This window comes from Hafnia sp., assembly GCF_036648275.1.
In the GTDB taxonomy this organism is placed as follows: domain Bacteria; phylum Pseudomonadota; class Gammaproteobacteria; order Enterobacterales; family Enterobacteriaceae; genus Hafnia; species Hafnia alvei.
On sequence record NZ_JAVXIQ010000003.1, the window covers coordinates 152579 to 173782 of the forward strand.

Annotated in this window: 16 protein-coding genes; 6 read left to right on the forward strand and 10 right to left on the reverse strand. The window is 47.5% G+C overall.

Going from position 1 to position 21204, the window contains the following annotated elements; translation table 11 throughout:
* Positions 1–412: 412 nt before the first annotated feature.
* Positions 413–1276: a hypothetical protein gene (locus tag RSC70_RS04835; RefSeq protein ID WP_040044463.1), complete on the forward strand. Its 864-nt coding sequence runs from the start codon at positions 413–415 to the stop codon at positions 1274–1276.
* A gap of 74 nt (positions 1277–1350) precedes the next feature.
* Here the strand turns inward: RSC70_RS04835 and RSC70_RS04840 are convergent, their stop codons facing one another.
* From RSC70_RS04840 to RSC70_RS04860, 5 genes are read right to left on the reverse strand one after another with little or no spacing between them, the layout of a single operon-like run.
* Entirely contained in the window at positions 1351–2058 is a 708-nt protein-coding gene (locus RSC70_RS04840; RefSeq protein ID WP_040044462.1) for a fimbrial biogenesis chaperone, read from the reverse strand.
* A complete protein-coding gene (locus RSC70_RS04845) occupies positions 2030–3328 on the reverse strand; it encodes a fimbrial protein (RefSeq protein WP_282814799.1) in 1299 nt (432 codons plus the stop codon). Before RSC70_RS04845 ends, RSC70_RS04840 begins: the two co-directional genes overlap by 29 nt.
* Positions 3329–3347: 19 nt before the next feature.
* Positions 3348–5945: a fimbria/pilus outer membrane usher protein gene (locus RSC70_RS04850; protein ID WP_332541864.1), complete on the reverse strand. Its 2598-nt coding sequence runs from the start codon at positions 5943–5945 to the stop codon at positions 3348–3350.
* A 40-nt stretch (positions 5946–5985) separates the two neighbouring features.
* Positions 5986–6699, reverse strand: coding sequence for a fimbrial biogenesis chaperone (locus RSC70_RS04855; RefSeq protein WP_282807578.1), 714 nt, complete (start codon positions 6697–6699; stop codon positions 5986–5988).
* 47 nt (positions 6700–6746) lie between these two features.
* Positions 6747–7286 carry a fimbrial protein gene (locus RSC70_RS04860; protein ID WP_130997932.1) on the reverse strand — a complete coding sequence of 180 codons (540 nt, stop codon included), beginning with the start codon at positions 7284–7286 and terminating at the stop codon, positions 6747–6749.
* Positions 7287–8709: 1423 nt separating this feature from the next.
* On the opposite strand from RSC70_RS04860, the gene mgtA reads away from it, so the two are divergent.
* Positions 8710–11418 (forward strand): magnesium-translocating P-type ATPase, encoded by a 2709-nt coding sequence (mgtA, locus tag RSC70_RS04865; RefSeq protein ID WP_332541865.1) that lies wholly within the window; start codon positions 8710–8712, stop codon positions 11416–11418.
* Between the two features lie 62 nt (positions 11419–11480).
* Here the strand turns inward: mgtA and RSC70_RS04870 are convergent, their stop codons facing one another.
* Positions 11481–11810 carry a type II toxin-antitoxin system HicB family antitoxin gene (locus RSC70_RS04870; RefSeq protein ID WP_332541867.1) on the reverse strand — a complete coding sequence of 110 codons (330 nt, stop codon included), beginning with the start codon at positions 11808–11810 and terminating at the stop codon, positions 11481–11483.
* Positions 11807–12076 carry a type II toxin-antitoxin system HicA family toxin gene (locus RSC70_RS04875; protein ID WP_046360051.1) on the reverse strand — a complete coding sequence of 90 codons (270 nt, stop codon included), beginning with the start codon at positions 12074–12076 and terminating at the stop codon, positions 11807–11809. Before RSC70_RS04875 ends, RSC70_RS04870 begins: the two co-directional genes overlap by 4 nt.
* 302 nt (positions 12077–12378) lie before the next feature.
* On the opposite strand from RSC70_RS04875, the gene RSC70_RS04880 reads away from it, so the two are divergent.
* Positions 12379–12954, forward strand: a complete 576-nt coding sequence (locus RSC70_RS04880; RefSeq protein WP_282807577.1) for a nuclear transport factor 2 family protein — start codon at positions 12379–12381, stop codon at positions 12952–12954.
* Positions 12955–12995: 41 nt separating this feature from the next.
* Here RSC70_RS04880 and RSC70_RS04885 read toward each other — a convergent pair whose 3' ends face one another.
* Positions 12996–14192: an NAD(P)/FAD-dependent oxidoreductase gene (locus RSC70_RS04885; protein WP_282807576.1), complete on the reverse strand. Its 1197-nt coding sequence runs from the start codon at positions 14190–14192 to the stop codon at positions 12996–12998.
* A 323-nt stretch (positions 14193–14515) separates the two neighbouring features.
* On the opposite strand from RSC70_RS04885, the gene pitA reads away from it, so the two are divergent.
* Positions 14516–16009, forward strand: a complete 1494-nt coding sequence (gene pitA, locus RSC70_RS04890; RefSeq protein ID WP_040044453.1) for an inorganic phosphate transporter PitA — start codon at positions 14516–14518, stop codon at positions 16007–16009.
* A gap of 50 nt (positions 16010–16059) precedes the next feature.
* Here pitA and RSC70_RS04895 read toward each other — a convergent pair whose 3' ends face one another.
* Complete coding sequence (locus RSC70_RS04895; RefSeq protein WP_063586200.1) at positions 16060–17373, reverse strand: sodium-dependent transporter; 1314 nt, start codon at positions 17371–17373, stop codon at positions 16060–16062.
* Positions 17374–17679: 306 nt separating this feature from the next.
* Positions 17680–18015: a universal stress protein UspB gene (gene uspB / locus RSC70_RS04900; RefSeq protein WP_040044451.1), complete on the reverse strand. Its 336-nt coding sequence runs from the start codon at positions 18013–18015 to the stop codon at positions 17680–17682.
* 777 nt (positions 18016–18792) lie between these two features.
* On the opposite strand from uspB, the gene uspA reads away from it, so the two are divergent.
* Together uspA and dtpB are read left to right on the forward strand one after the other, a co-directional pair.
* A complete protein-coding gene (gene uspA / locus RSC70_RS04905) occupies positions 18793–19230 on the forward strand; it encodes a universal stress protein UspA (RefSeq protein WP_008815546.1) in 438 nt (145 codons plus the stop codon).
* A 450-nt stretch (positions 19231–19680) separates the two neighbouring features.
* On the forward strand, positions 19681–21159 hold the full coding sequence (gene dtpB, locus RSC70_RS04910; RefSeq protein ID WP_063586198.1) for a dipeptide/tripeptide permease DtpB: 1479 nt from the start codon (positions 19681–19683) through the stop codon (positions 21157–21159).
* Positions 21160–21204 lie beyond the last annotated feature (45 nt).

Sequence of the window (21204 nt, forward strand, 5' to 3'; positions counted from 1 at the left end):
ATCTTCAAATTATCCTGCAAATTTGCAATGCAATGTATAAATTCCTAAAGCAGTGAAAATAATTATTCACAAACCTTAAAGAAAACTATAACACTCTAAGTTGTTATCAATACATGAACATTTCTGGTATGTTTTGTATATAATTTCATCGCTTTTTGCGAAACAAAAAACCAAAAATTTATAAAAAACCAGAATTATCACCTACTAAAATGAAGTTTAGCATATTGAAAAAGTTATTTTATGGCTGTATTTTACTCAATCAAATAATAGGTTATACAATTAACAAATAGCATTGACATCATGACTTTGCGCTTAATCTAGATATAATGAATCTGGGACACTAACCTAAATTTTTACACACAGAGCAAATACCTCAATCGTGGTAATTGCCATCAATATAAAAAAGAGAAATATGCAAAAAAACAATTTAGCAAAAGAACTATTTCTTTATAGTTCAGTTATACAAACACTGCCTAATTTTAGGCAGTCCATCGGGCGGCATTATGATTTGATGTTATCAATGTGTAACACTCATCCTTTATTCTATAAAACGATGTTTAAAGACACGCGTTTCAATATCGCTATAACGATATTATGCTTTTATTTTACGCGTAAAGACCCCACATTATCCGATGTTAAGAACTACTGTGTTAGCCACGGCCTTGGTAGTCATAACAGCCTAGAATCATTGATGTTTTTCCTTCGCGTTGGTGGAAGGCTTAATGTTAAAAAAAGCGAAAAAGACAAACGAATTTTATTGTTCAGCCCAACGGAAAAAGGTTTGGATGAGACTCGTCGTTATTTAGCAAATTCTCTCGCTATTTTTCCCGATCTTCTACCGGATTATCGATTAAAAAAAGATCACCTTGAAAATTATGAGGGATTAAAAAATTTCTTCATCCGCTGTGCTGACCTGATGTTCAATGATGTCATAGTGAGCAATATTCTTCCTGACTCTCAAGTGTTTTTATTAAAAGATGCAGGACATATGATCTTTATACGTCTTTACATCGAATCGTTAAAACAAAAGGAAAATCATGGCGTCACTGCCAATATATCCTATAGCCAAATTGCCAAAGAAACTTCTGTTTCACGTACTCACTTACGTAGGATTGTTGATGCCGCAGCCAAGAAAAATCTCATGACGCCTCATGAGAATATGACGCTGACATTGCATGATTCTTTCATTACATTAGCAGAAGAATACATGGGATTATATTTTGCCTTTGTGCTGTATTGTTTAGATATCGACCCTACAAATTCTGTATTAATGTAGAGCGATTACAACCATATATATTTAAAGCTAATCACATCTAAAATAGCGCCGATGAAAAATTGTCACCTAAATGATTAGTTGATTATCTGGTTGTAATCCCAGTAGTTCCCTTCATCGTTTATTAGCGAGAAGGATATCTTCTTGCTCGTATTTTCTATGCCCGAAGGCAACGTAATTTGATGATGGCTTTTGGGCGGTAACGTTCCTATATCTAAAGGAATATTATTTATTGTCACACCAATAAGACTTAAATAAAACTCGGTTGGATTTTCAATTGTTAGGCTCTCGTTTTGCCGCATAAATGTGATCTTTTGACCAATCGACTTCTCTGGCTTACCCAGTCCTTTTGGGCGTAAAAAGAGCTTCATTTGAGTACGTAGCGCAATCGTAATTTTCTGCACAGAGTCCCCGGCCAAACGTGGAGGGATCTCATAAATATTCAGCCAAAACATCGATTCACGATCCTTTGGAAGCTGATTGTTCATCACCATTAAGCGTAAATTCGTCATCTCTTCGGGTTGCAGCTTAAATACAGCGGGCAATACCAAAACAGGGGAAGCGCTTTTATCCGGCGTTGCCTGTGGATCTCCATCGTCAGACCAAGCCTGAACGACCACGGGATAGGTATTTTTATTCACCAGCTGTAGCGACGCTTCTGTTTCGCCATCGTTAAACACAACGCGAGTCGCCTCTGCGTTCACCGCCGCCTGCACATTGGCTACGCCGAGCAGAGCAAAAATAATGCAGCCAATGCTACTGAATGCGGATAAGAATCTGTGCATGCGCTTGATAGCTCCCTGCGGTGAGTTCATCCGAGCCAAATTTCTCTAGCTGCGCCATAAAGGTTTCGGTGTAGCTATCAATTCCCTGAGCCGTATTTGAATCCACTTTTGTTTGATCACCGCCAAGAATCGGTGACCAGCCGGTCGTTTTAGTGGTATCGGTGGTTAAAAATTGCATCGGTTGGTTATTGCGGTAGATCTTCACCCCCACACCACGGGCATGACCCGGTGTACCATACTGTTCATCCAGCAAATAGTTCGCTGCACCTGACGTTATCAGCCCATATTTGGTTGCAGCCGCAACACTGGCCGGCGGGGCTAAAAACCCTAATGCTATCTGGCCAGTTTTCAAACCCGAAGTTGCGGCAGACTGGCATTTGAAATCCAGCGTAAACGGCGACTGGCTCACTTCACCCGTCTGTAGCGCACTGATATTGATCGCGGGCAATGTCACCACCGGTGTGAAATTACTGACCTTACAGGTCGCCCCACGGCGGAACGTCACGTATTGATACAACCCAATCGATGCAGGCCAAGTGCCATACCAACCGGGGAAGCTAGTCTGTGAATCCGCGCCATCAGCGGGGCCGGTAATCCCAGGACCACGAAATGCGATATACGCATTAGGCTGGGTATAGGCATATAAATAACTAGCTGAGTTATTAGTGCCAGCACGGGCATAGTTCAGACGAAAAACCTCAGTTTGTACCGCACTAAAATTTTTCGCTTTAATCAGCAAACGTCCTTGGCTATCGGTATCAAGCCCGGTAAGCAGACGTGATTTCCATATTTTGTCGTAGAATTGGCCGGTTTCCATATTGGTAAACCGAATCGCAACGTTGCGTACATAGGTGGCATAAGCCTTCGGTGCGACACCGGTAATGCTGCCGTCATCATATAGACCGGCATAAGCCGCATCACCGTTAGTGGCATACATCTCAAATATTTGGGTCGCATCTGCCGCATCGCAGCGAAATAACACCCGCTCGCTCTCATAGCCTGAGTTAATCGCGTAGGAGGTAAACGGAGCGACGCTAGAGGCTAACAGCGTGCCATCGGGCTGGAAGTCATTGCTGGTGCTGATGTCCACCACGCTAGGTAAGCCTAAAGATCCGTTGTTGTAATCTAAGCTACCAGGCCATGAACTCGCCACGCCATCACTGGAGCTGCTCAGCTGCGATTGGGCCGTTATTTTTATACAAGTAGCAAACGCAGATGAAGATATCATCAGCAGGAAAAGCGTTGATATTGCGCTAGTATTGGCTTTCATCCTGAACATTTCCTTCCCCTTAATGTACACATTGCCCAGAAACAGAAACCAACTCCTGCTCTTCAGACGACTCTGGTAAGACGTAGCTCACGCGACACATCTCTTCTGCACTCTCGCCCCAACGCACGGTTAACGTGCCTTGACGCTCACGCACGCGAGCATAAATCAGGCTCGCTTGACCAGACATCCCTACTACGTGATTTTGGTCATCCACCACGTTTGCGCCCATTGGCAGAGCATCCGTGCCATTGATTTTGGCTTTGATTAACACGCCATAACCACTCAGCGTATCGAAAGAGGCCTTCACGGCAGCACCCGCATAAGGGATCACGCGGCTTTGCGTGCTCTTAAGTTCGGTATGCTTGTTGATCCCTTTAGGATCAAGGCTGATCGTGTTGTAACGATAAGGCGTCAGCGATGGAATAATGGCGTAGCCATTGCCGTCTATTCGCGCGCCCTGCCCATTTTTCACCAATGCGCCTTTAGCGCCTTTGGCTTCAACCAAACCAAACGTCTCGCTCAGATAAGGTCCAACCGTAACGCCACCTCGATGGATCACGGCAGCGCCGCGTCCCCCGACACCCCATTGGGTGTATTCGCTCGAGGCGGAATAACTGCCGTTAAGCGTACCGAACGCAGAGTTCTTTTGCAGATTCGCGCCCCAGTTATTAGTGCTACCCGCTTGGTTTTCGCGGTTTTGCTGATATCCGGCATATACAGAATAATTCAGCGTTCCTTGCTCATCTAACATGCCAGAAAGGGATGTTTGCGCTGAGTTACCGGAGCTATCAGCATGGCTGAGCGACGTCGAAACGTAGTTTTCACGTCCGCCAAACGAAAGCGGGATTGAGAACGTTAATGTAATCAGGTTCTCAGTATTGCCCACGTAGGAAGAGGAATACCTGCGCTCAGAATCATCATCACCACCAATATCCATCTGGTTACGGTATACCGACTGCTGACGGCTGATCGCCAAGTTGTAGCTAATGCTTTTCCAACTGTTGGAATAACCCAGTTGAAGCTGCGTATTACGCGATTGATTATCGTAGTAATCCATCACCGATCCCGACAAATACAAGCTGCCGTAATCACCCAGCGTCTGGTTGATCATCGCGGTAAACTGATTACGCTGATTCAAGGTATCTGACTTAAACACATTGTTTGAGTCATGTTTTTTACTTGCTCGCTCGCCTAATACATCACTCAGCTCGCGATAGCCTTCCGTGGAATAGCGATAACCCGCCAGCGCAACGTTAGTGCCGGTGTAATCAAATGTTCGGCTATATGAAGCCTGCACTCGCCACCCTGACTGGCTTTGTTCATCATCAATTTTGGCATGCGACCATGTGGTGTTCACGCCAAATGCGCCTAACCAATGGCTCCATACGCCACCGGCCAAAATAGCCTGATAGTCATCTGCAACACGCAAGCCGAGGTTGCCGGTAAGGCTATTGGAAACCCCGCGCTCATAGGTGAAATCACCAAACAGATTCTGCGTACCGCCGTAATCACGCGCTTTACCGATGAGAGCGTTATAGCGACCAACGCCAGGACGCATCGAATCAGGTACCGCAGAGAATGGCACGGTAAACGTTGAGCTACGCCCATTCGCTTCGATAACTTCAACCTTCAAGTCACCCTCATAGTGGGTGCTGCTCAAATCATCAATAACAAAAGGCCCCTGAGGGACATTGGTTTCGTAGATAGTACGGCCATTTTGGCTCACCACTACGCGCGCGTTGGTCTGCGCTGTTCCCCGGATCTCAGGCGCATAGCCGCGCCGCGACTGTGGCCACATACGCTGGTCGGTTTCCAGCTTGACGCCGTTAAATGCCATGCTGCCAAACAACGAGCCACCGCTATAGCTTTGGCCAATCATCAAGTTGCTGTTCAATGCCGCAATCGGCCTTTGCAGGTAAGTTTGCAGCGATTGCCACTGATAATGGGATTGGCTCGGCGACTGGCTATACGTTGCCGATGATTGCTGGCGTAGCTGCCATAAACCTAGGTTGATACCCGACTTCAAGCCAAGAAAACCATACTGACTGGTTCCACCAGAGCCTGAGCGATAGTGACTTTGATAATAGTTAGTGCTGTAGTTGAGGAACATTAACGATTCACCAGCATCCCAACTTTCCACGGGAACTGCGTCACGCGGTGAGCGCGCTAGCAAAGCCTGAGGAATATAGAGATCCAAACGCAGCCGAGGCTGGTCAAAAGCCCAACTGGCTCCCTTTAGCAGCTGTTCAGGCGCCTGACATACCGCTTTTTGTTGTGGATCGGCGGCTTTATCGACGGGCGGCAGCGAACTTTCGTTAACACCTGATTCCAAATAAAAATCGCGGCTAAGGCAAGGTTCGCTCTTTTCTTGAGCTGAGTTGTTAACAAAGTCAACGCTGTCTCGCTGCATAAAACGGCCATTCAGATAAATATCGACTGAATATTTTCCCGCAGCGGTATTATTATCCGTATTAAAACGCTTTAGTCCCTTAGCAAATCCACCACCTAAAAACAATGACTCATCAAAGGTATATTGGCTATTATCTGTCGCCCACGAATAAACGCTCATCGGGAATAATGCACAGGTAATCCACGAAGCTAATTTACGATTATTCATCTAAATACCCTCTCATTCCATGAGATGAATGAGGAATCCATCATAGTTGGTAACGGTGCGTTATTTTCGCTCCCTGATCGTTAATATAATTAATCGTTAACTCAGGATTTTTTGTTCTGCTTGGCACCGGCCATGCTTCAGTACTAAACGGGGCGATCATTTTATTGCCGAGTTGAATCACTTTATTTTCTGACAAAATGCTGGCCCCTGAAATAGACAGGTAATAGCCACTCATATTTTCTAATTCCAGCAAGTAAGAGTTTCCACGCTGAACTATTTTTGGTTTTACGTTTTGAGCAATCTCTGCAGGTGATGTCGTTATTCCAGTCGGGCGATAAAAAACCTTCACTCTGTTACGCAGCATTATCAACATTTGATTACTGCTGCTTTTTGCTTCTCTTGGTGGAATTTGTAAAAAATTAAGGTAATAGACAGACTCACGATCCTGAGGTAATTGTTCCCCAGTAAACATTAGCCGTACTGTTTGACCTGCTTTAGCCGCCATTTTAAAAAATGGCGGTGTAATAATGAATGGCGCTTGGCCTGTTTCAGGCGTTGAGTCTTCATTACCGCTGTCCATCCATACCTGAATCACATTAGGAAAATCATCGTGATTAGTCAGTTGGATATTTACCTCTTTGTTTTGTGCAGGATAAACCACACGGTTTCCTGTCATCACCACGCTTGCCTGCGCCGAAGCAATCAGGCAGAGCGCCAAAACACATCCAGTAAAAACATCCCTGACAGATAACATATTGTTGTTCCTAAAAATTTACAGACCGGTATCCCGGTCTGTATGGCTTACTGGTAAGAAATTGCGTACTGTAATGAACCTGCTACGGTGCCCGCTGTTGCTGCTGCAGTTGCGTAATACTGAACAGCGAAGTCATGCGTTGCTTCGGTAGCACCTTGTTTCAGTACCAGACCATCAACGCTTTGTGGGCTGGTTAAATTAATACCCGCCGTGTCTTGCGTGCTTTTCAGGATTTGTAATTCGACGTTTCCAGCACCACCGGTATTACCTAAATTGCCGCTATTGGTAACGTTATTACCAACGAAAACGGTTTTAATATTGGTGTCTGCCGCATCATTTTTGGTGCAGCCTGTTACGCCCAGAGTAAATATCGTTTGGCCAGCAGTGTCACCAGATGTAGCCAAATCAGTAGCAGCTACGGTTGGCAGTAAAACAATTGGGCTCGCATCATTTCCGTTAATAGAAACAGAGCAAGTCTGAGCGGTAACTTCACCTTGGAAAGTGATGGTATTCGCACTGATTGCCATTGCCGATGCAGAAACAAAACAGCCCGCCATTAATGCGATTGATAAAATAGATTTATTCATTAGGTTCTATCCTTTAATTTATACAGATGACTATCGTTATTTGTTTTAACGATTTTATTAATTTAAATATCCCTGTTTTTTTAGTCGCTAGAATAAAAACGGGCCATTTGGTGTTTACTGCAGAGTGAAGCGCGATCACTCTGGAGTAGAGACCTAAAGCAAGTTTTTAGTTATCTAAGGAAAACAAAAACGTCGAATTAAAAGTGCATTTCAAAACAAACAAAAATGTATTCATGATCCTTCACCTTATATATCGGCTAACACCACTTTTCTATGCGTTCACATAGCAGGAAGCGTTCCTCTTATCCGAGAGGAATATGCGTAATTAACCAAGAGATTTGTTATTTATTTTTTAATTCGATTTAGCTCATCCTTATAAACATGACCAGATAGAAAGTAAGAAAAAGATTAACAGACTGCTCAGAAGATTCCTATACCCACAAAGTGAATGAGGTGTTAAATAAATGTTACCTCATTCGAAAGTCAGATCTATTTCAGGTGCCAAATCGATAACATTTGTGAATGCAAGGTAAAAAAACACCATGGTTTACATATAATTAGCATGTTTATCATGAATCTGAACTTATTGGCCTGCCCAAAATCGCCCCATTTTTGTGCAGGGTGTACATTTTTGGGGTCATATCTAAAAACATGGTTTTTTACAAAAATACATAGATGCGTCATGATCAATTTTTGCAAAAATAGGATAAACCGTGTTTTTGCAGCCAAGTTACATCCAGACGCAATAAATCACTTACGTTGACTATTGGTTTATTAAATCAACCTTTACATAACCAATAACCACACTTATAGTTTGCGCAGTTAATCAGCGGAGATCCTTCCTTGGAAAGTCAGAGTAGTAACTTACATAGCAGTGACATATCACTGGCAAGCTGACTATCTCCCCAGATGCTTTGCTTGCCAGACTCGGCGGGCAGCATCATTTCTCATACCAGAACTGTTGCGTACCCATAAAAGACGTTATCAGCCAATAGGCTGATGGATTTGATGCGGACAGTTATCATGCAAATTTATACTCGCGCCCTATTCCCTCCGGGGAGAAACCTATCGATGTGAGTTGTCGGTAACGTTTAACGTCGCCTACTTTCTCGCGTCAGCTTTTCTTGTTGCTGTTGATTGCACCAAATCAACCTGCGCAGGAAGGCTTTCTCACGCCGGTATTTCGATATACGTCCACTTTGGACACACAGCAAACACTCTCGCCGCGAGGCGTAAGGAATCAATATGGACGAGCACCCCAGAAGCAACGTTATCCGCGTTGCACGGGCTGACGTGAGCGAACTCCGCCCCTAGTCTGCAACGCATACTCTTAGCCATTGGCTAATTAAGTAATTTAGCGAAAGAAAACTCCTCATTTTGGGGCGGATTTCTGCACGCAAAAAACAGTGATGAGTACTGTGTTATGACCCAGATAATCGATCAGGCCGCTGAAAAACGCAGCCGCAAAGACAAGAAAAAAGTGACCTATCTGATTGCAGAAGAATCTGCGGTCAGCTTGGATGCAACCCTATCAAATCTCTCTTCAAACCTCAGTGGACTTGAGGAAGAAGACGCACGCGAACGCCTGCTGGAAACTGGCCCAAATCAGGTGGCCCACGAAAAAGTGCCACCTGCTTTGGTGCAGTTGATCAGCGCGTTTAACAACCCCTTCATTTTTGTTCTAATGGTGCTGGCTGCGATCAGTTTCTTCACCGACTACTGGCTACCGCTACAACGCGGTGAAGAAACCGATCTCATCGGCGTCATCATTATTTTGATCATGGTGTCATTAAGCGGACTGCTGCGTTTCTGGCAGGAGTTTCGCACCAACAAAGCCGCTGATGCCCTGAAATCAATGGTGAGAACCACCGCAACGGTGCTGCGTCGGGCACATCCTGCGGCCAAAAGCGAGTGCAAAGAGATCCCTCTGCAAGAGCTGGTGCCTGGCGATATTATTCTGCTTTCTGCAGGCGATATGGTTCCTGCCGACGTTAAATTGATTGAATCGCGCGATCTGTTTATCAGCCAAGCCGTTCTGACCGGTGAGGCGATTCCAATTGAAAAATATGATGTTACCGCCAGCGTTAGCCAAAAATCATGCAGCGGCAATAATAGCGAAAGCGAGCTATTAGAGCTGTCCAACATTTGTCTGATGGGAACCAACGTAGCCAGCGGCACCGCGAAAGCCGTTGTGGTTGCGACCGGTGGCAAAACCTATTTTGGTTCTCTGGCTAAATCCATTGTTGGCACGCGCACGCAAACGTCGTTTGACCGTGGTGTTAACAGCGTAAGTTGGCTACTGATCCGCTTTATGTTGGTCATGGTGCCCGTTGTTCTGTTAATCAACGGCTTCACCAAAGGCGATTGGGCAGATGCCGCACTGTTTGCTTTGGCGGTTGCCGTGGGTTTAACCCCAGAAATGCTGCCAATGATCGTGAGCTCTAACTTGGCGAAAGGGGCAATTACCATGTCCCGTCGTAAAGTTGTAGTTAAGCGTTTGAATGCCATCCAAAACTTTGGTGCCATGGACGTTCTGTGTACGGATAAAACCGGTACGCTAACGCAAGACCGCATCATTCTTGAGCATCACATCGACATCAATGGGCACGAGAACAAAGAAGTGCTACAGCTGGCGTGGCTAAACAGCTACCACCAGAGCGGCATGAAAAACCTGATGGATAAAGCGGTGATCCGCTTCGGGCGTGCCCGTCCTGAAGTTGAGGCCATGGCTCGGTTTAGTAAAATCGACGAACTGCCTTTCGACTTTATTCGCCGTCGCCTGTCGATTGTGGTGAGCGATGAACAACGTCGCCATACGCTGATTTGTAAAGGCGCCGTCGAAGAGATGCTGGCCATTGCTACGCATATCAGCGATGACGGCAACATTTTGCCACTCGACGACAACGCGCGTGCCGAGCTGCTGAAATTAGCCACTCACTATAATGAGCAAGGCTTCCGCGTGCTGATGGTGGGTACCCGTGATTTAGGTATCGATGGCTGTGTTTTCCCACTGAGCAACAGCGATGAACGCGATTTGGTGATCTGCGGGTTACTGACGTTCCTCGATCCACCAAAAGAGTCTGCGGCTGAGGCAATCACCGCGCTGCGTGAAAACGGCGTGATGGTTAAAGTATTGACTGGCGATAACCCAATTATCACCAGCAAAATCTGCCGTGATGTGGGTTTAGAACCGGGCGAGCCTCTGCTGGGTAGCGAGATCGAAAGCATGAGCGACGAGCACCTTGCCTTGCTGGCCGAGCAACGCACCGTGTTTGCTAAGCTAACGCCGCTGCAAAAATCACGCGTACTGAAAGCGCTGCAAAGCAACGATCATACCGTCGGTTTCTTGGGCGATGGTATCAATGATGCCCCAGCGCTGCGCGATGCCGACGTTGGTATCTCCGTAGATACCGGCACCGATATCGCCAAAGAGTCCGCTGATATAATTCTGTTGGAAAAAGATCTGATGGTGCTGGAAGAAGGCGTCATTACCGGCCGCGAAACCTTCGGGAACATCATCAAGTACCTGAACATGACCGCCAGTTCTAACTTTGGCAACGTGTTCTCCGTGTTGGTCGCAAGCGCATTTATTCCGTTCTTGCCGATGCTCGCCATTCAGCTGCTGCTGCAAAACTTGATGTATGACATCTCACAGCTGACCCTGCCATGGGACAAAATGGACAAAGAGTTCCTGCGCAAACCGCGTAAATGGGATGCCAAAAACATTGGACGTTTCATGCTGTGGATTGGGCCGACATCATCCATTTTTGATATTACGACCTACGCCATTATGTGGTTTGTCTTTGCCGCCAACAGCATTGAACATCAGGCACTGTTCCAGTCTGGCTGGTTTATTGAAGGCTTGCTGTCGCAAACATTGGTTGTGCATATGTTGCGTACACAGAAGATCCCGTTCATTCAAAGCACGGCGGCGCTGCCGGTCATGCTCACTACGGGCATCATCATGGCACTTGGCATATATATTCCATTCTCACCGCTCGGTGCGTGGGTGGGCTTAGAGCCGCTGCCATGGCAGTACTTCCCATGGTTAGTGGGTACGCTGTTCAGCTATTGCGTTGTCACTCAGCTAATGAAACGTTTCTATATTCGCCGTTTCGGACAGTGGTTCTAATCTCAAATTCTGATTAAACCTCAAAGCCGCGGTCATCATGCCGCGGCTTTTTCTTTTTTATGTTAAGAACAGGCTTTAACTAAGGTATCGCTGATCCACTGATTCACACTTTTACCCGCAACCTCTGCCGCCACATTGATCTGTGAATGCACATCCGGCGGTACACGCAGACTAATTTTGCCGCTCGCGGGACGCTGTGGCTCACGCCCTCGTGAGGCGCAATATTCCAGATAATCATCCACAGAAATCTCAAACTCTTTACGCAAATCAGCCACGTTGTCGGCATGAAAGCTAATTAAGTCGCGAATACCAGCCAAACGGCCAACTAAGCAGTTGTCTTCATGGCTATATTCGATACGTGCGGTATATCCTTTGTAAGTCATTTCATTCATGGAATCACTCCCACCACTTCAAGAAAGGCTCTCAATTCTGTTATTTGATAGATCTTCGCCTCCTTCCTAGGATGCGGACGGTGGAGCAATACAACAACACCACCAATTTCAAATTTAACGCGCGAGCCTTGACCTTCAGAAACCACGGCACCGAGGGCGATTAACAAGTTTTCAATCTTCCGCCACTCTAGCGTTCGTATCGGCGGGTTAGTGAAAATGACGTATAGCGTTCGTTGGTGTCTGGCACTGAGCTTATGAGTCGACATCCTTGCACCTCATCCGTGTCGCTCACGCGATAACGATATCAAATTTTGATATCATGGCAAGCGTTTTGCGATGAAAATTTGAGCGCAATGTAGAGCGAATTGAATGAAGTGGCTAACCGCTAAACGCCGTTATTTACCCTGCTTCGCAAACAAAAAATGTATCCCCAGCGGCGTGGAATAATCTCTGCGGCACTTCTCGCATAATTAATTTAAACATCAGCAGCCTATACTGATTTCTAGTGCCATTCGTGCGCCAACAACACAATCAGCGACATGCTGCTCATCCTACTTAGAGACATCACATGACAAATTCTTGGGAAGACCGTTTAATCATTGCCGATTTAATGACGGGTTGGATGCACAGAGATCTGGCAGAGTGGGACAAAATGCTAGAGCTGTTTCACCCAGACGGAACCATCGAGGTGACATGGTTTGAAGGCTTATTTACCGAGTTCGTGAAAGGCTCTCAACGTATGGAAAGTTCACCGCTAGTCACCAAACATCTTATTGGCTCACCGATGATCCAGTTTAACGGAGACAAAGCTATCGCTGAAACCAACGCCATGATCGTGATTGAAAATGCGCAAATGAAACTCGGTGCCAGCGTTCATAACCGTTTTTACGACTGGGTGGAAAAACGTGACGGCGTGTGGAAAATCACCCACCGCCAGTCTATCTATGATTTTGGCTCGTTCAACTTCCCACAGGGCATCGTTGAAATCGATAAAGCCACGGCAGAAAAATTCCCTATCGCCTATGCGCCACTGGCATACCTGTTGGAAAAGAGCGGTTTCCCACTATCGCGTGAATTTGCCAGCAAAGGCAGCGTGCTAGAAACAGAAATGAAAGCCGAAGGGCAAGCGTGGCTGAAAGGGTAACACTCAACGCTATCCGCCCCGGTTGGGGCGGAAGCGAGATGTTATCGTGCTACGAGCGCCTGCGCACAGGCCCAAGCCGAGCTCCACGCCCACTGGAAGTTATATCCTCCCAGCCAGCCGGTTACGTCTACCACTTCACCAATAAAGAACAGCCCTGGAGCTTTGTGCGCCTGCATGGTTTTCGACGACAGCTCATCGGTGTCAACGCCGCCTAGCGTCACCTCTGCGGTACGATACCCCTCAGTGCCGTTTGGGATCACCTGCCAAGTTTGTAATGTTTCCACCACCTGCATCTGCTGCGCAGCGTTTAACTGTTTTAGCGTGACATCAGGGATTTGCCCTAAAGTTTGTAAGCACTCAACTAAACGTTTAGGAAGCTGTTTTGCCAGCGTATTTTTCAGGCTCTGATTCGGATGTTCAGCGCGTTCTGCATCGAGAAAAGCAGACAGATCGCAATCCGGCAGCAGGTTAATCGTCACTTTTTCACCGGCCTGCCAATAGCTGGAAAGCTGTAGAATTGCCGGACCGGACAAACCACGGTGGGTAAAGAGAATACTTTCGCGGAAGCTAGTGCCTGATTCTGCGGTCACGACCGAAGGAACAGCCACGCCCGACAGTGTTTGCAGATGATCTAACAGCGGTTTATGCAGCGTAAACGGCACCAACGCCGCACGCGTTGGCAATACATTAAGGCCAAACTGCTCGGCAATTTTGTAACCGAAAGGCGTCGCGCCAAGGCCCGGCATAGAAAGACCGCCGCTGGCAATCACGAGCGAGCGGCAGTTAACCTGCTCGCCGTTTAGCTGTAGAGAAAACTCGCCGTTCTCCATCCGCTCAACGTTTAAGATTTCACTGCGCAAGCGAATAACTACCTGCCCCAGCTCACACTCTTTTAGCAGCATATCCACGATCTGCTCGGCGGAGTCGTCACAAAAAAGCTGGCCCAAGGTTTTCTCATGGTAGGCAATTTGGTAGCGACTCACCAGCTCGATAAAGTCCCATTGGGTATAACGCGCCAACGCTGATTTGCAGAAGTGTGGATTCTGCGACAAATAGGCCGCAGGTTCGGTATACATGTTAGTAAAGTTGCAGCGACCGCCACCCGACATCAGGATTTTGCGTCCTGCTTTTTTGCCGTTATCAACAACCAGCACGCGCAAACCAAGTTGCCCTGCCTGAGCAGCACAAAACAGGCCAGCGGCACCAGCGCCAACGATCACTACATCAAAATTTTCCACACATAACCTCTTATTTTGCGGTTTTGAACGCAACCGCGAACGTAAATACCGATTTTTCCAATATGAGCTAATCTGGTAATAAATGACGAAATAATCCCAGACCAGCGGCGGGGGATTGTAAACGGGGTAATTCTTCACCGCCAGTGTCAGAAAAAATTAATCTTAAGATATTCACTCAACATACTGAAATGATAGGACTAATCCGAGATATGTATTGATAACCAATGTAAACAAATCAAAAAAACGTCATATTTTGCTTTTCCCCAGCACGCGTTCTCGCAGATAATGCGCCGCGTTCATGACCACTAACTGGCGTAACGCTTATGCTACATCTATTTGCAGGGCTGGATTTTCACACTGGCCTTATGTTAGTCCTCGCACTGATGTTTGTTTTGTTTTATGAAGCCATCAATGGTTTCCACGACACAGCAAACGCAGTCGCAACAGTTATCTATACTCGTGCACTACGCTCGCAGATCGCGGTCGTTATGGCGGGTGTTTTCAACTTCTTAGGTGTGATGTTGGGTGGCCTCAGCGTCGCCTACGCAATTGTGCACCTCCTCCCAACAGATTTGCTGTTGAACGTGGGCTCGACTCACGGTCTGGCAATGATGTTCTCTCTGCTTCTAGCTGCGATTATCTGGAACCTCGGCACCTGGTATTTTGGTCTGCCGGCATCCAGTTCTCACACGCTAATCGGCGCGATTATCGGTATTGCACTGACAAACGCACTGATGACCAACACTTCTGTGGTGGATGCACTCAACATTCCGAAGATGCTGGAAATCTTCCTATCGTTGATTCTCTCGCCACTCATCGGTCTGGTTTTGGCCGGCCTGATGGTATTTGTACTGCGTCGTTACTGGAGTGGCACGAAAAAACGTCGCCGCATGCATATGACGCCTGCTGAACGTGAAAAGATTGATGGCAAACGTAAGCCACCGTTCTGGACACGTATTGCCCTGATCCTGTCTGCTATCGGCGTGAGTTTCTCTCACGGCGCTAACGATGGTCAGAAAGGCATTGGTCTGCTGATGCTGGTATTGATTGGTGTGGCTCCGGCCGGCTTTGTGGTTAACATGGACGCCACTGGCTATGACATCACTCGTACCCGCGATGCCATCACGCATCTGGAACAGTATTATCAGAAGCATCAGGAAGCACTGCCGCATATCGTTGGCATTGAAGAACACCAGCCCGTTGCACCAAGCACCGGCAACAATGATTTCCATTGTGATTCTTCACGCGCACTGATTGCTATCGACCACAGCAAAGCCCTGCTGAACAACCTGCAACGCTACGATGAGCTGACCGTTGATCAACGTAATCAGATGCGTCGTTTGCTGATGTGTGTTGCTGACACAGCGGGTAAAGTTGCCAAACTGCCAGAGACCGATGCTCAGGATAAGCGCTTCCTGAACGACCTGCGCAAAGACCTGCTGGAGACCGTTGAGTACGCACCGATGTGGATTATCGTTGCAGTCGCTCTGGCGCTGTCTCTGGGTACCATGGTTGGCTGGCGTCGCGTAGCGACCACCATCGGTGAGAAGATTGGTAAGAAAGGCATGACCTATGCGCAAGGCGTTTCTGCGCAGATGACTGCCGCCATCTCTATCGGCGTGGCAAGCTACACAGGTATGCCGGTTTCCACCACTCAGGTACTCTCTTCTGCGGTTGCAGGTACCATGATTGTGGACGGCGGCGGTGTACAGAGTAAAACGATCAAAAGCATTCTGCTGGCATGGGTTCTTACCCTTCCAGTCGCGATTGTGCTTTCTGGTGGTTTGTACTGGCTGGCGCTGACCTTCGTGATCTAATGTATTACCACAGTCTAAAGCCCGTTCATTGAACGGGCTTTTTTTTTGCCTTACATCAGCCCTCGCACCAAAATCACACCGATAAACAGCGGGCCAATGTAGCGCCAAGTGATACGCAGACTGGCACGCCAGAAAGGCGAAATATCCGCTGGCATCAGCGTTGCGGCACGCGGCGACCAGCCAAATACCAAGCAGATAATAATACCGAACAGCGGCATCATCAGATTCGACGTTAAGAAATCCAGCACATCAAACAGCGTTTTGCCACCCAGCGTAAAGCCACTTAATTCGCCAAATGATAAGGTCACAGGAATACCCGCCAGCATAATACTCGCGGTGATAATCAGGCTCGCGTTGCGGCGCGACCAGCCCCAGCGCCCCTGAGTAAAGGCAACGATATTTTCCAGCAGAGAAATCGACGAAGACAGCGCAGCCACCAGCAACAGCAAGAAGAACGCGACGGCCAATACGGCACCACCCGGCAAATGCGCGAAGAACACGGGCATGGTCATAAACGTCAATCCGGGACCAGCGGCAGGGTCCAGACCCGCCGAACTTAACGCTGGGAAAATCATCAAGCCCGCCAGCACGCAAACCAGACACGACAGCGTGACAACCCAAACGCTTGAGCGCGCAATGCCTTTGCTATCCGGCAAATAAGCCCCGTAGGTCACATGAATGCCCAAGCCAATCGACAGCGAGAAGAACGCCAGCCCCAGCGCATCCAAAACGCTTTTTCCGCTCATATGGCTAAAATCAGGATACAAGAACAACTTCAGCCCAGCGCTCGATCCCGGCAGCGTCATACCCACCACAATCAACACCAGCATGATTAAGAATAGCAACGGCATCATGATCTTAACCGCTTTCTCAACGCCGCGCTGCACTCCGCCTAACACCACATAGCAGGTCAGCGCCGCAAACAGCAGATGGGTAATAACCGGCAAAAACGGATTGCTAATAAAATCGGTAAACAGTGAGTTCAGCTGGCTTGAGTCGGTAATATTCAGCTTGCCCGCCGCCGCCATGAACGTATATCCCACCGTCCAACCGCCAACCACGCTGTAGAAACTGAAGATGCACCATGAGCACGTTACGCCCAATACGCCAACCCAGCCCCAATGACGCCCTGCTAGCTGTTTAAATGCCTTAACCACGCCCTCGCGGGTATGGCTGCCCAGCAGCGTCTCCGCCATGAATACGGCCAGACCCAGCGTAAAACTGAACACCAAAAACACGATCAGAAATGCGCCGCCGCCGTTGGTGGCAGACACATAAGGGAATTTCCAAATAGCACCAATGCCAATCGCAGAGCCTGCGGCAGCCAAAATATGCCCAATTCGAGATGACCACTGCTGACTCATGCGAACCTCCAAGGGGAGGTAAAAATGCTGAACTTCATGTTGATGCTCCGGTGTTGAATAAATGCTGCCGGAGGGTGCTAGAAACAACAAGGCCGCCCTTCCGGCGGCCTTGTGAAATTTGAATGCGTGCAGGCCACCTAGATGATAAGGAGAAGGAGGCTGAGTTGGAGGTTAACTGCTTGCACGTTAGGATTTCCTAAAATTGAATACCTTTTCAAACTAATCAATGTGCATCGTGCCTGCAATCATTATTTTTCACTTTTACCTTTCGGCAACATCCCGTTGCGCCAATGCTTCCCTCACCGGCTAATACCAAACGGCCATGGCGCACAGGCTAACCACCACCAGACCACATAGCCCACTGGTTAAAATAAACTGCCGGCGTAGCCGTTCGCAGCGGCGAATAAACTCATCGTCATGGTGATCGAGATAGCGCTGAGCTTGAATATAACGCACCAAACGCACCTGTTTGCTCGGCTGCCCGTGCGAAGTAAAGAAACCACCGCCATCAACATATTGATAAAGCAGCGGATCGCAACCACGCAATACCACCAGCAACACACGCAACGAGGAGTAATAGCGCAGCATGTTAATCACGCACACAAAAAACAGCGCCCAAAAAAGCGCGACAGTATTAATCATGATCTCCTCCCGGCATCTTCTCTAGCTAAACATCAGCGATGAGATAACGGTGCCTTTCTATTTTCTCGCCAGACAACCTTAGCCTGACAGGCGTCATCAGGCTAAACCACGATGGTTATTATCAACGTCGGCAAAATTACGCGTCACACTCCGCAACAGTGCCCATTAATCAGTTTAGGAAAGGAACGGAGAAACGGTATGGGGATCACAAAATTAATTTAGCGGACTAAGCGTTAAAGCGCAGAATACGCTGGCGAATGATTTTACCTCGCGATTAATCCCTATAAGAAATCGCCCCAATAGAGATAAACCAGATAACAAAAGCAAAAAAAGGTGAAAATCTTTCCTCACAAGATAATCAACTCTTGCTTTACAGCCACGCTATCCTTATAAAAAACGGGTCTACTATTTTTAGCCACAAGCTGAAACGTATGGTTCTGAGGACCTAATAAGACGATTTTTTCGCCGTTTACGCAGTTTTAACGTGTAAAACCGCGTCTTTTGTGACGAAAGCATGTTCAGCTTAGGCTCAAAAGAGTAAAACATTAGATAGAAGCAATATGTTAAGGATTTGAGTGACGAGTGTGAGCAAAACGACACCCTCGTGATCAACACCCGGAATAATTCGAGTTGCATTGAGTGGGCATAGCCAACAAAAATGTCGCTTGAAATATGATGGGTATAAACGATGCTAACATGCAGGCATGCAAGAAAAGCCAGGTAGCGACACCTAATGCCTGCTACCCCGTTAACCGGCTTTATGGAAGGAGTAAACTTATGGCTTATAAACACATTCTGGTTGCTGTAGACCTTTCCCCAGAAAGTAACATCTTGGTTGAGAAAGCAGTATCTATGGCGCGCCCTTATGACGCTAAAGTTTCTCTGATTCACGTGGATGTTAACTATTCTGACCTGTACACCGGCCTAATTGACGTGAATCTGGGCGACATGCAGAAACGTATTTCTGACGAAACTCACCACGCCTTGACCGAGCTTTCTCAAAACGCAGGCTACCCAATTACCGAAACCCTGAGCGGCAGCGGCGATTTGGGTCAGGTACTGGTTGATGCCATTAAGAAATATGATATGGACTTGGTTCTGTGCGGACATCATCAGGATTTCTGGAGCAAGCTGATGTCTTCTGCGCGCCAGTTAATCAACACCGTACACATCGACATGCTGATTGTTCCACTGCGTGACGAAGACGAAGACTAACGTTTTCGCTCTTCTGCTCAATTAAGCTTTCAACGCCCGCTCTGCGGGCGTTTTTGTTTTTACCCTACCAACCCCCCTCCCAGCCTCCCCCCTTCACAGGGGGAGGGGCCGAACGAGATTCTTACAAGCATCACAGCACAGTTCCCTCCCCTGCCAAGGGGAGGGTTAGGGTGGGGTTGTTTTGCCAACTTCACCTCTTATCCCGCGAGAAACCTAGAGTCGGGTCATTGAATTCTCTACAAAAAAACCACGAATCATCTTTTAAATAGTGTGATCAACCACTAGGATCGCAATCAGTCCATACAATAATCTACATCATCACCAAAAATTGGCATTAACACGGCATCAGAACATATAAAAACGGAATTCTATTTCATCAGGGATGTATCTTCGGCAGCAGGCTCCGCGCATGCCTACACTTAATTAATCAATATTCGAAGGCGAACTAATATGAATAAGCCCGCCCCAGTCGGTTTATTGCAGCAACCTAAACCGTTTTTCATGATTTTCTTTGTTGAGCTATGGGAACGCTTTGGTTATTACGGCGTGCAAGGCATTCTGGCTGTTTTCTTCGTTAAACAGCTAGGCTTCTCACAGGAACAGGCCTTCATCACCTTCGGCGCATTTGCTGCTTTGGTTTATGGACTGATCTCCATCGGCGGCTACGTCGGCGACCACCTGCTTGGCACCAAACGAACCATGGTACTCGGCGCAATTGTCTTGGCGCTCGGCTACTTCATGACCGGTCTGTCACTGCATAATCCCGATATGATCTTTATCGCTCTAGGGACTATCGCGGTTGGTAACGGCCTATTTAAAGCCAACCCGGCCAGCCTGCTATCAAAATGCTATCCGCCAAAAGATCCCCGTTTAGACGGCGCATTTACCCTGTTTTATATGTCTATCAATATCGGCTCGCTGCTGTCATTGTCACTGGCTCCGATTATTGCCGACAAATATGGCTACGCCGTAACCTATAACTTATGCGGCATTGGTTTAGTCGTGGCCTTGCTGGTTTATTTCTGCTGCCGTGGCATGGTGCGTGACATCGGTTCTGAGCCTGATGCCAAACCAATGAACTTCAAAAACCTGTTGCTGGTGCTCATCGGCACCGTGGTTATGGTGTACGTTTGTGCATGGCTGATGCATAACGTCAAAGTCGCCAATATCGTGCTGATCGTGCTGTCGATCATCGTGATTTTCTTCTTCTTCCGTGAAGCGTTTAAGCAGAACAAAAGCGACCGCAACCGCATGTACGTGGCTTTCGTTTTAATGATTGAAGCCGTGCTGTTTTATATTCTGTATGCCCAGATGCCTACCTCGCTGAACTTCTTTGCGATTAACAACGTACACCATGAAATCCTTGGTATCGCAATTAACCCAGTCAGCTTCCAGGCACTAAACCCATTCTGGGTGGTCGTTGCCAGCCCGATTTTGGCCTCACTCTATACGCGTTTCGGCGCTAAAGGCAAAGACCTGACTATGCCTGCTAAATTTACGCTGGGTATGTTCCTGTGCTCGCTGGGCTTCCTAACTGCCGCAGCGGCTGGACTCTGGTTTGCCGATGCGCAGGGGCTGACGTCTCCGTGGTTTATTGTGCTGGTTTATCTGTTCCAAAGTCTGGGTGAGCTGATGATCAGCGCCTTAGGTTTAGCAATGGTGGCTGCGCTGGTACCTCAATATTTGATGGGCTTCATTCTTGGGATGTGGTTCCTGACTCAGGCCGCCGCCTTCCTGCTTGGTGGCTATGTGGCAACCTTTACCGCCGTACCTGAAGGTATTAGCGATCCGCTGCAAACCCTGCCAATTTATACCGGCGTATTCAGCAAAATCGGCATCGCCACCTTTGTTATTGCCATCATTATGGCCGCGATGGTGCCATGGCTAAACCGCATGATGAATACCCAACCGGAAAGCCAAAAAGCATAAATACACGTCTTCTTGTCATTTCCCCTAACGCCTCCATCTGGAGGC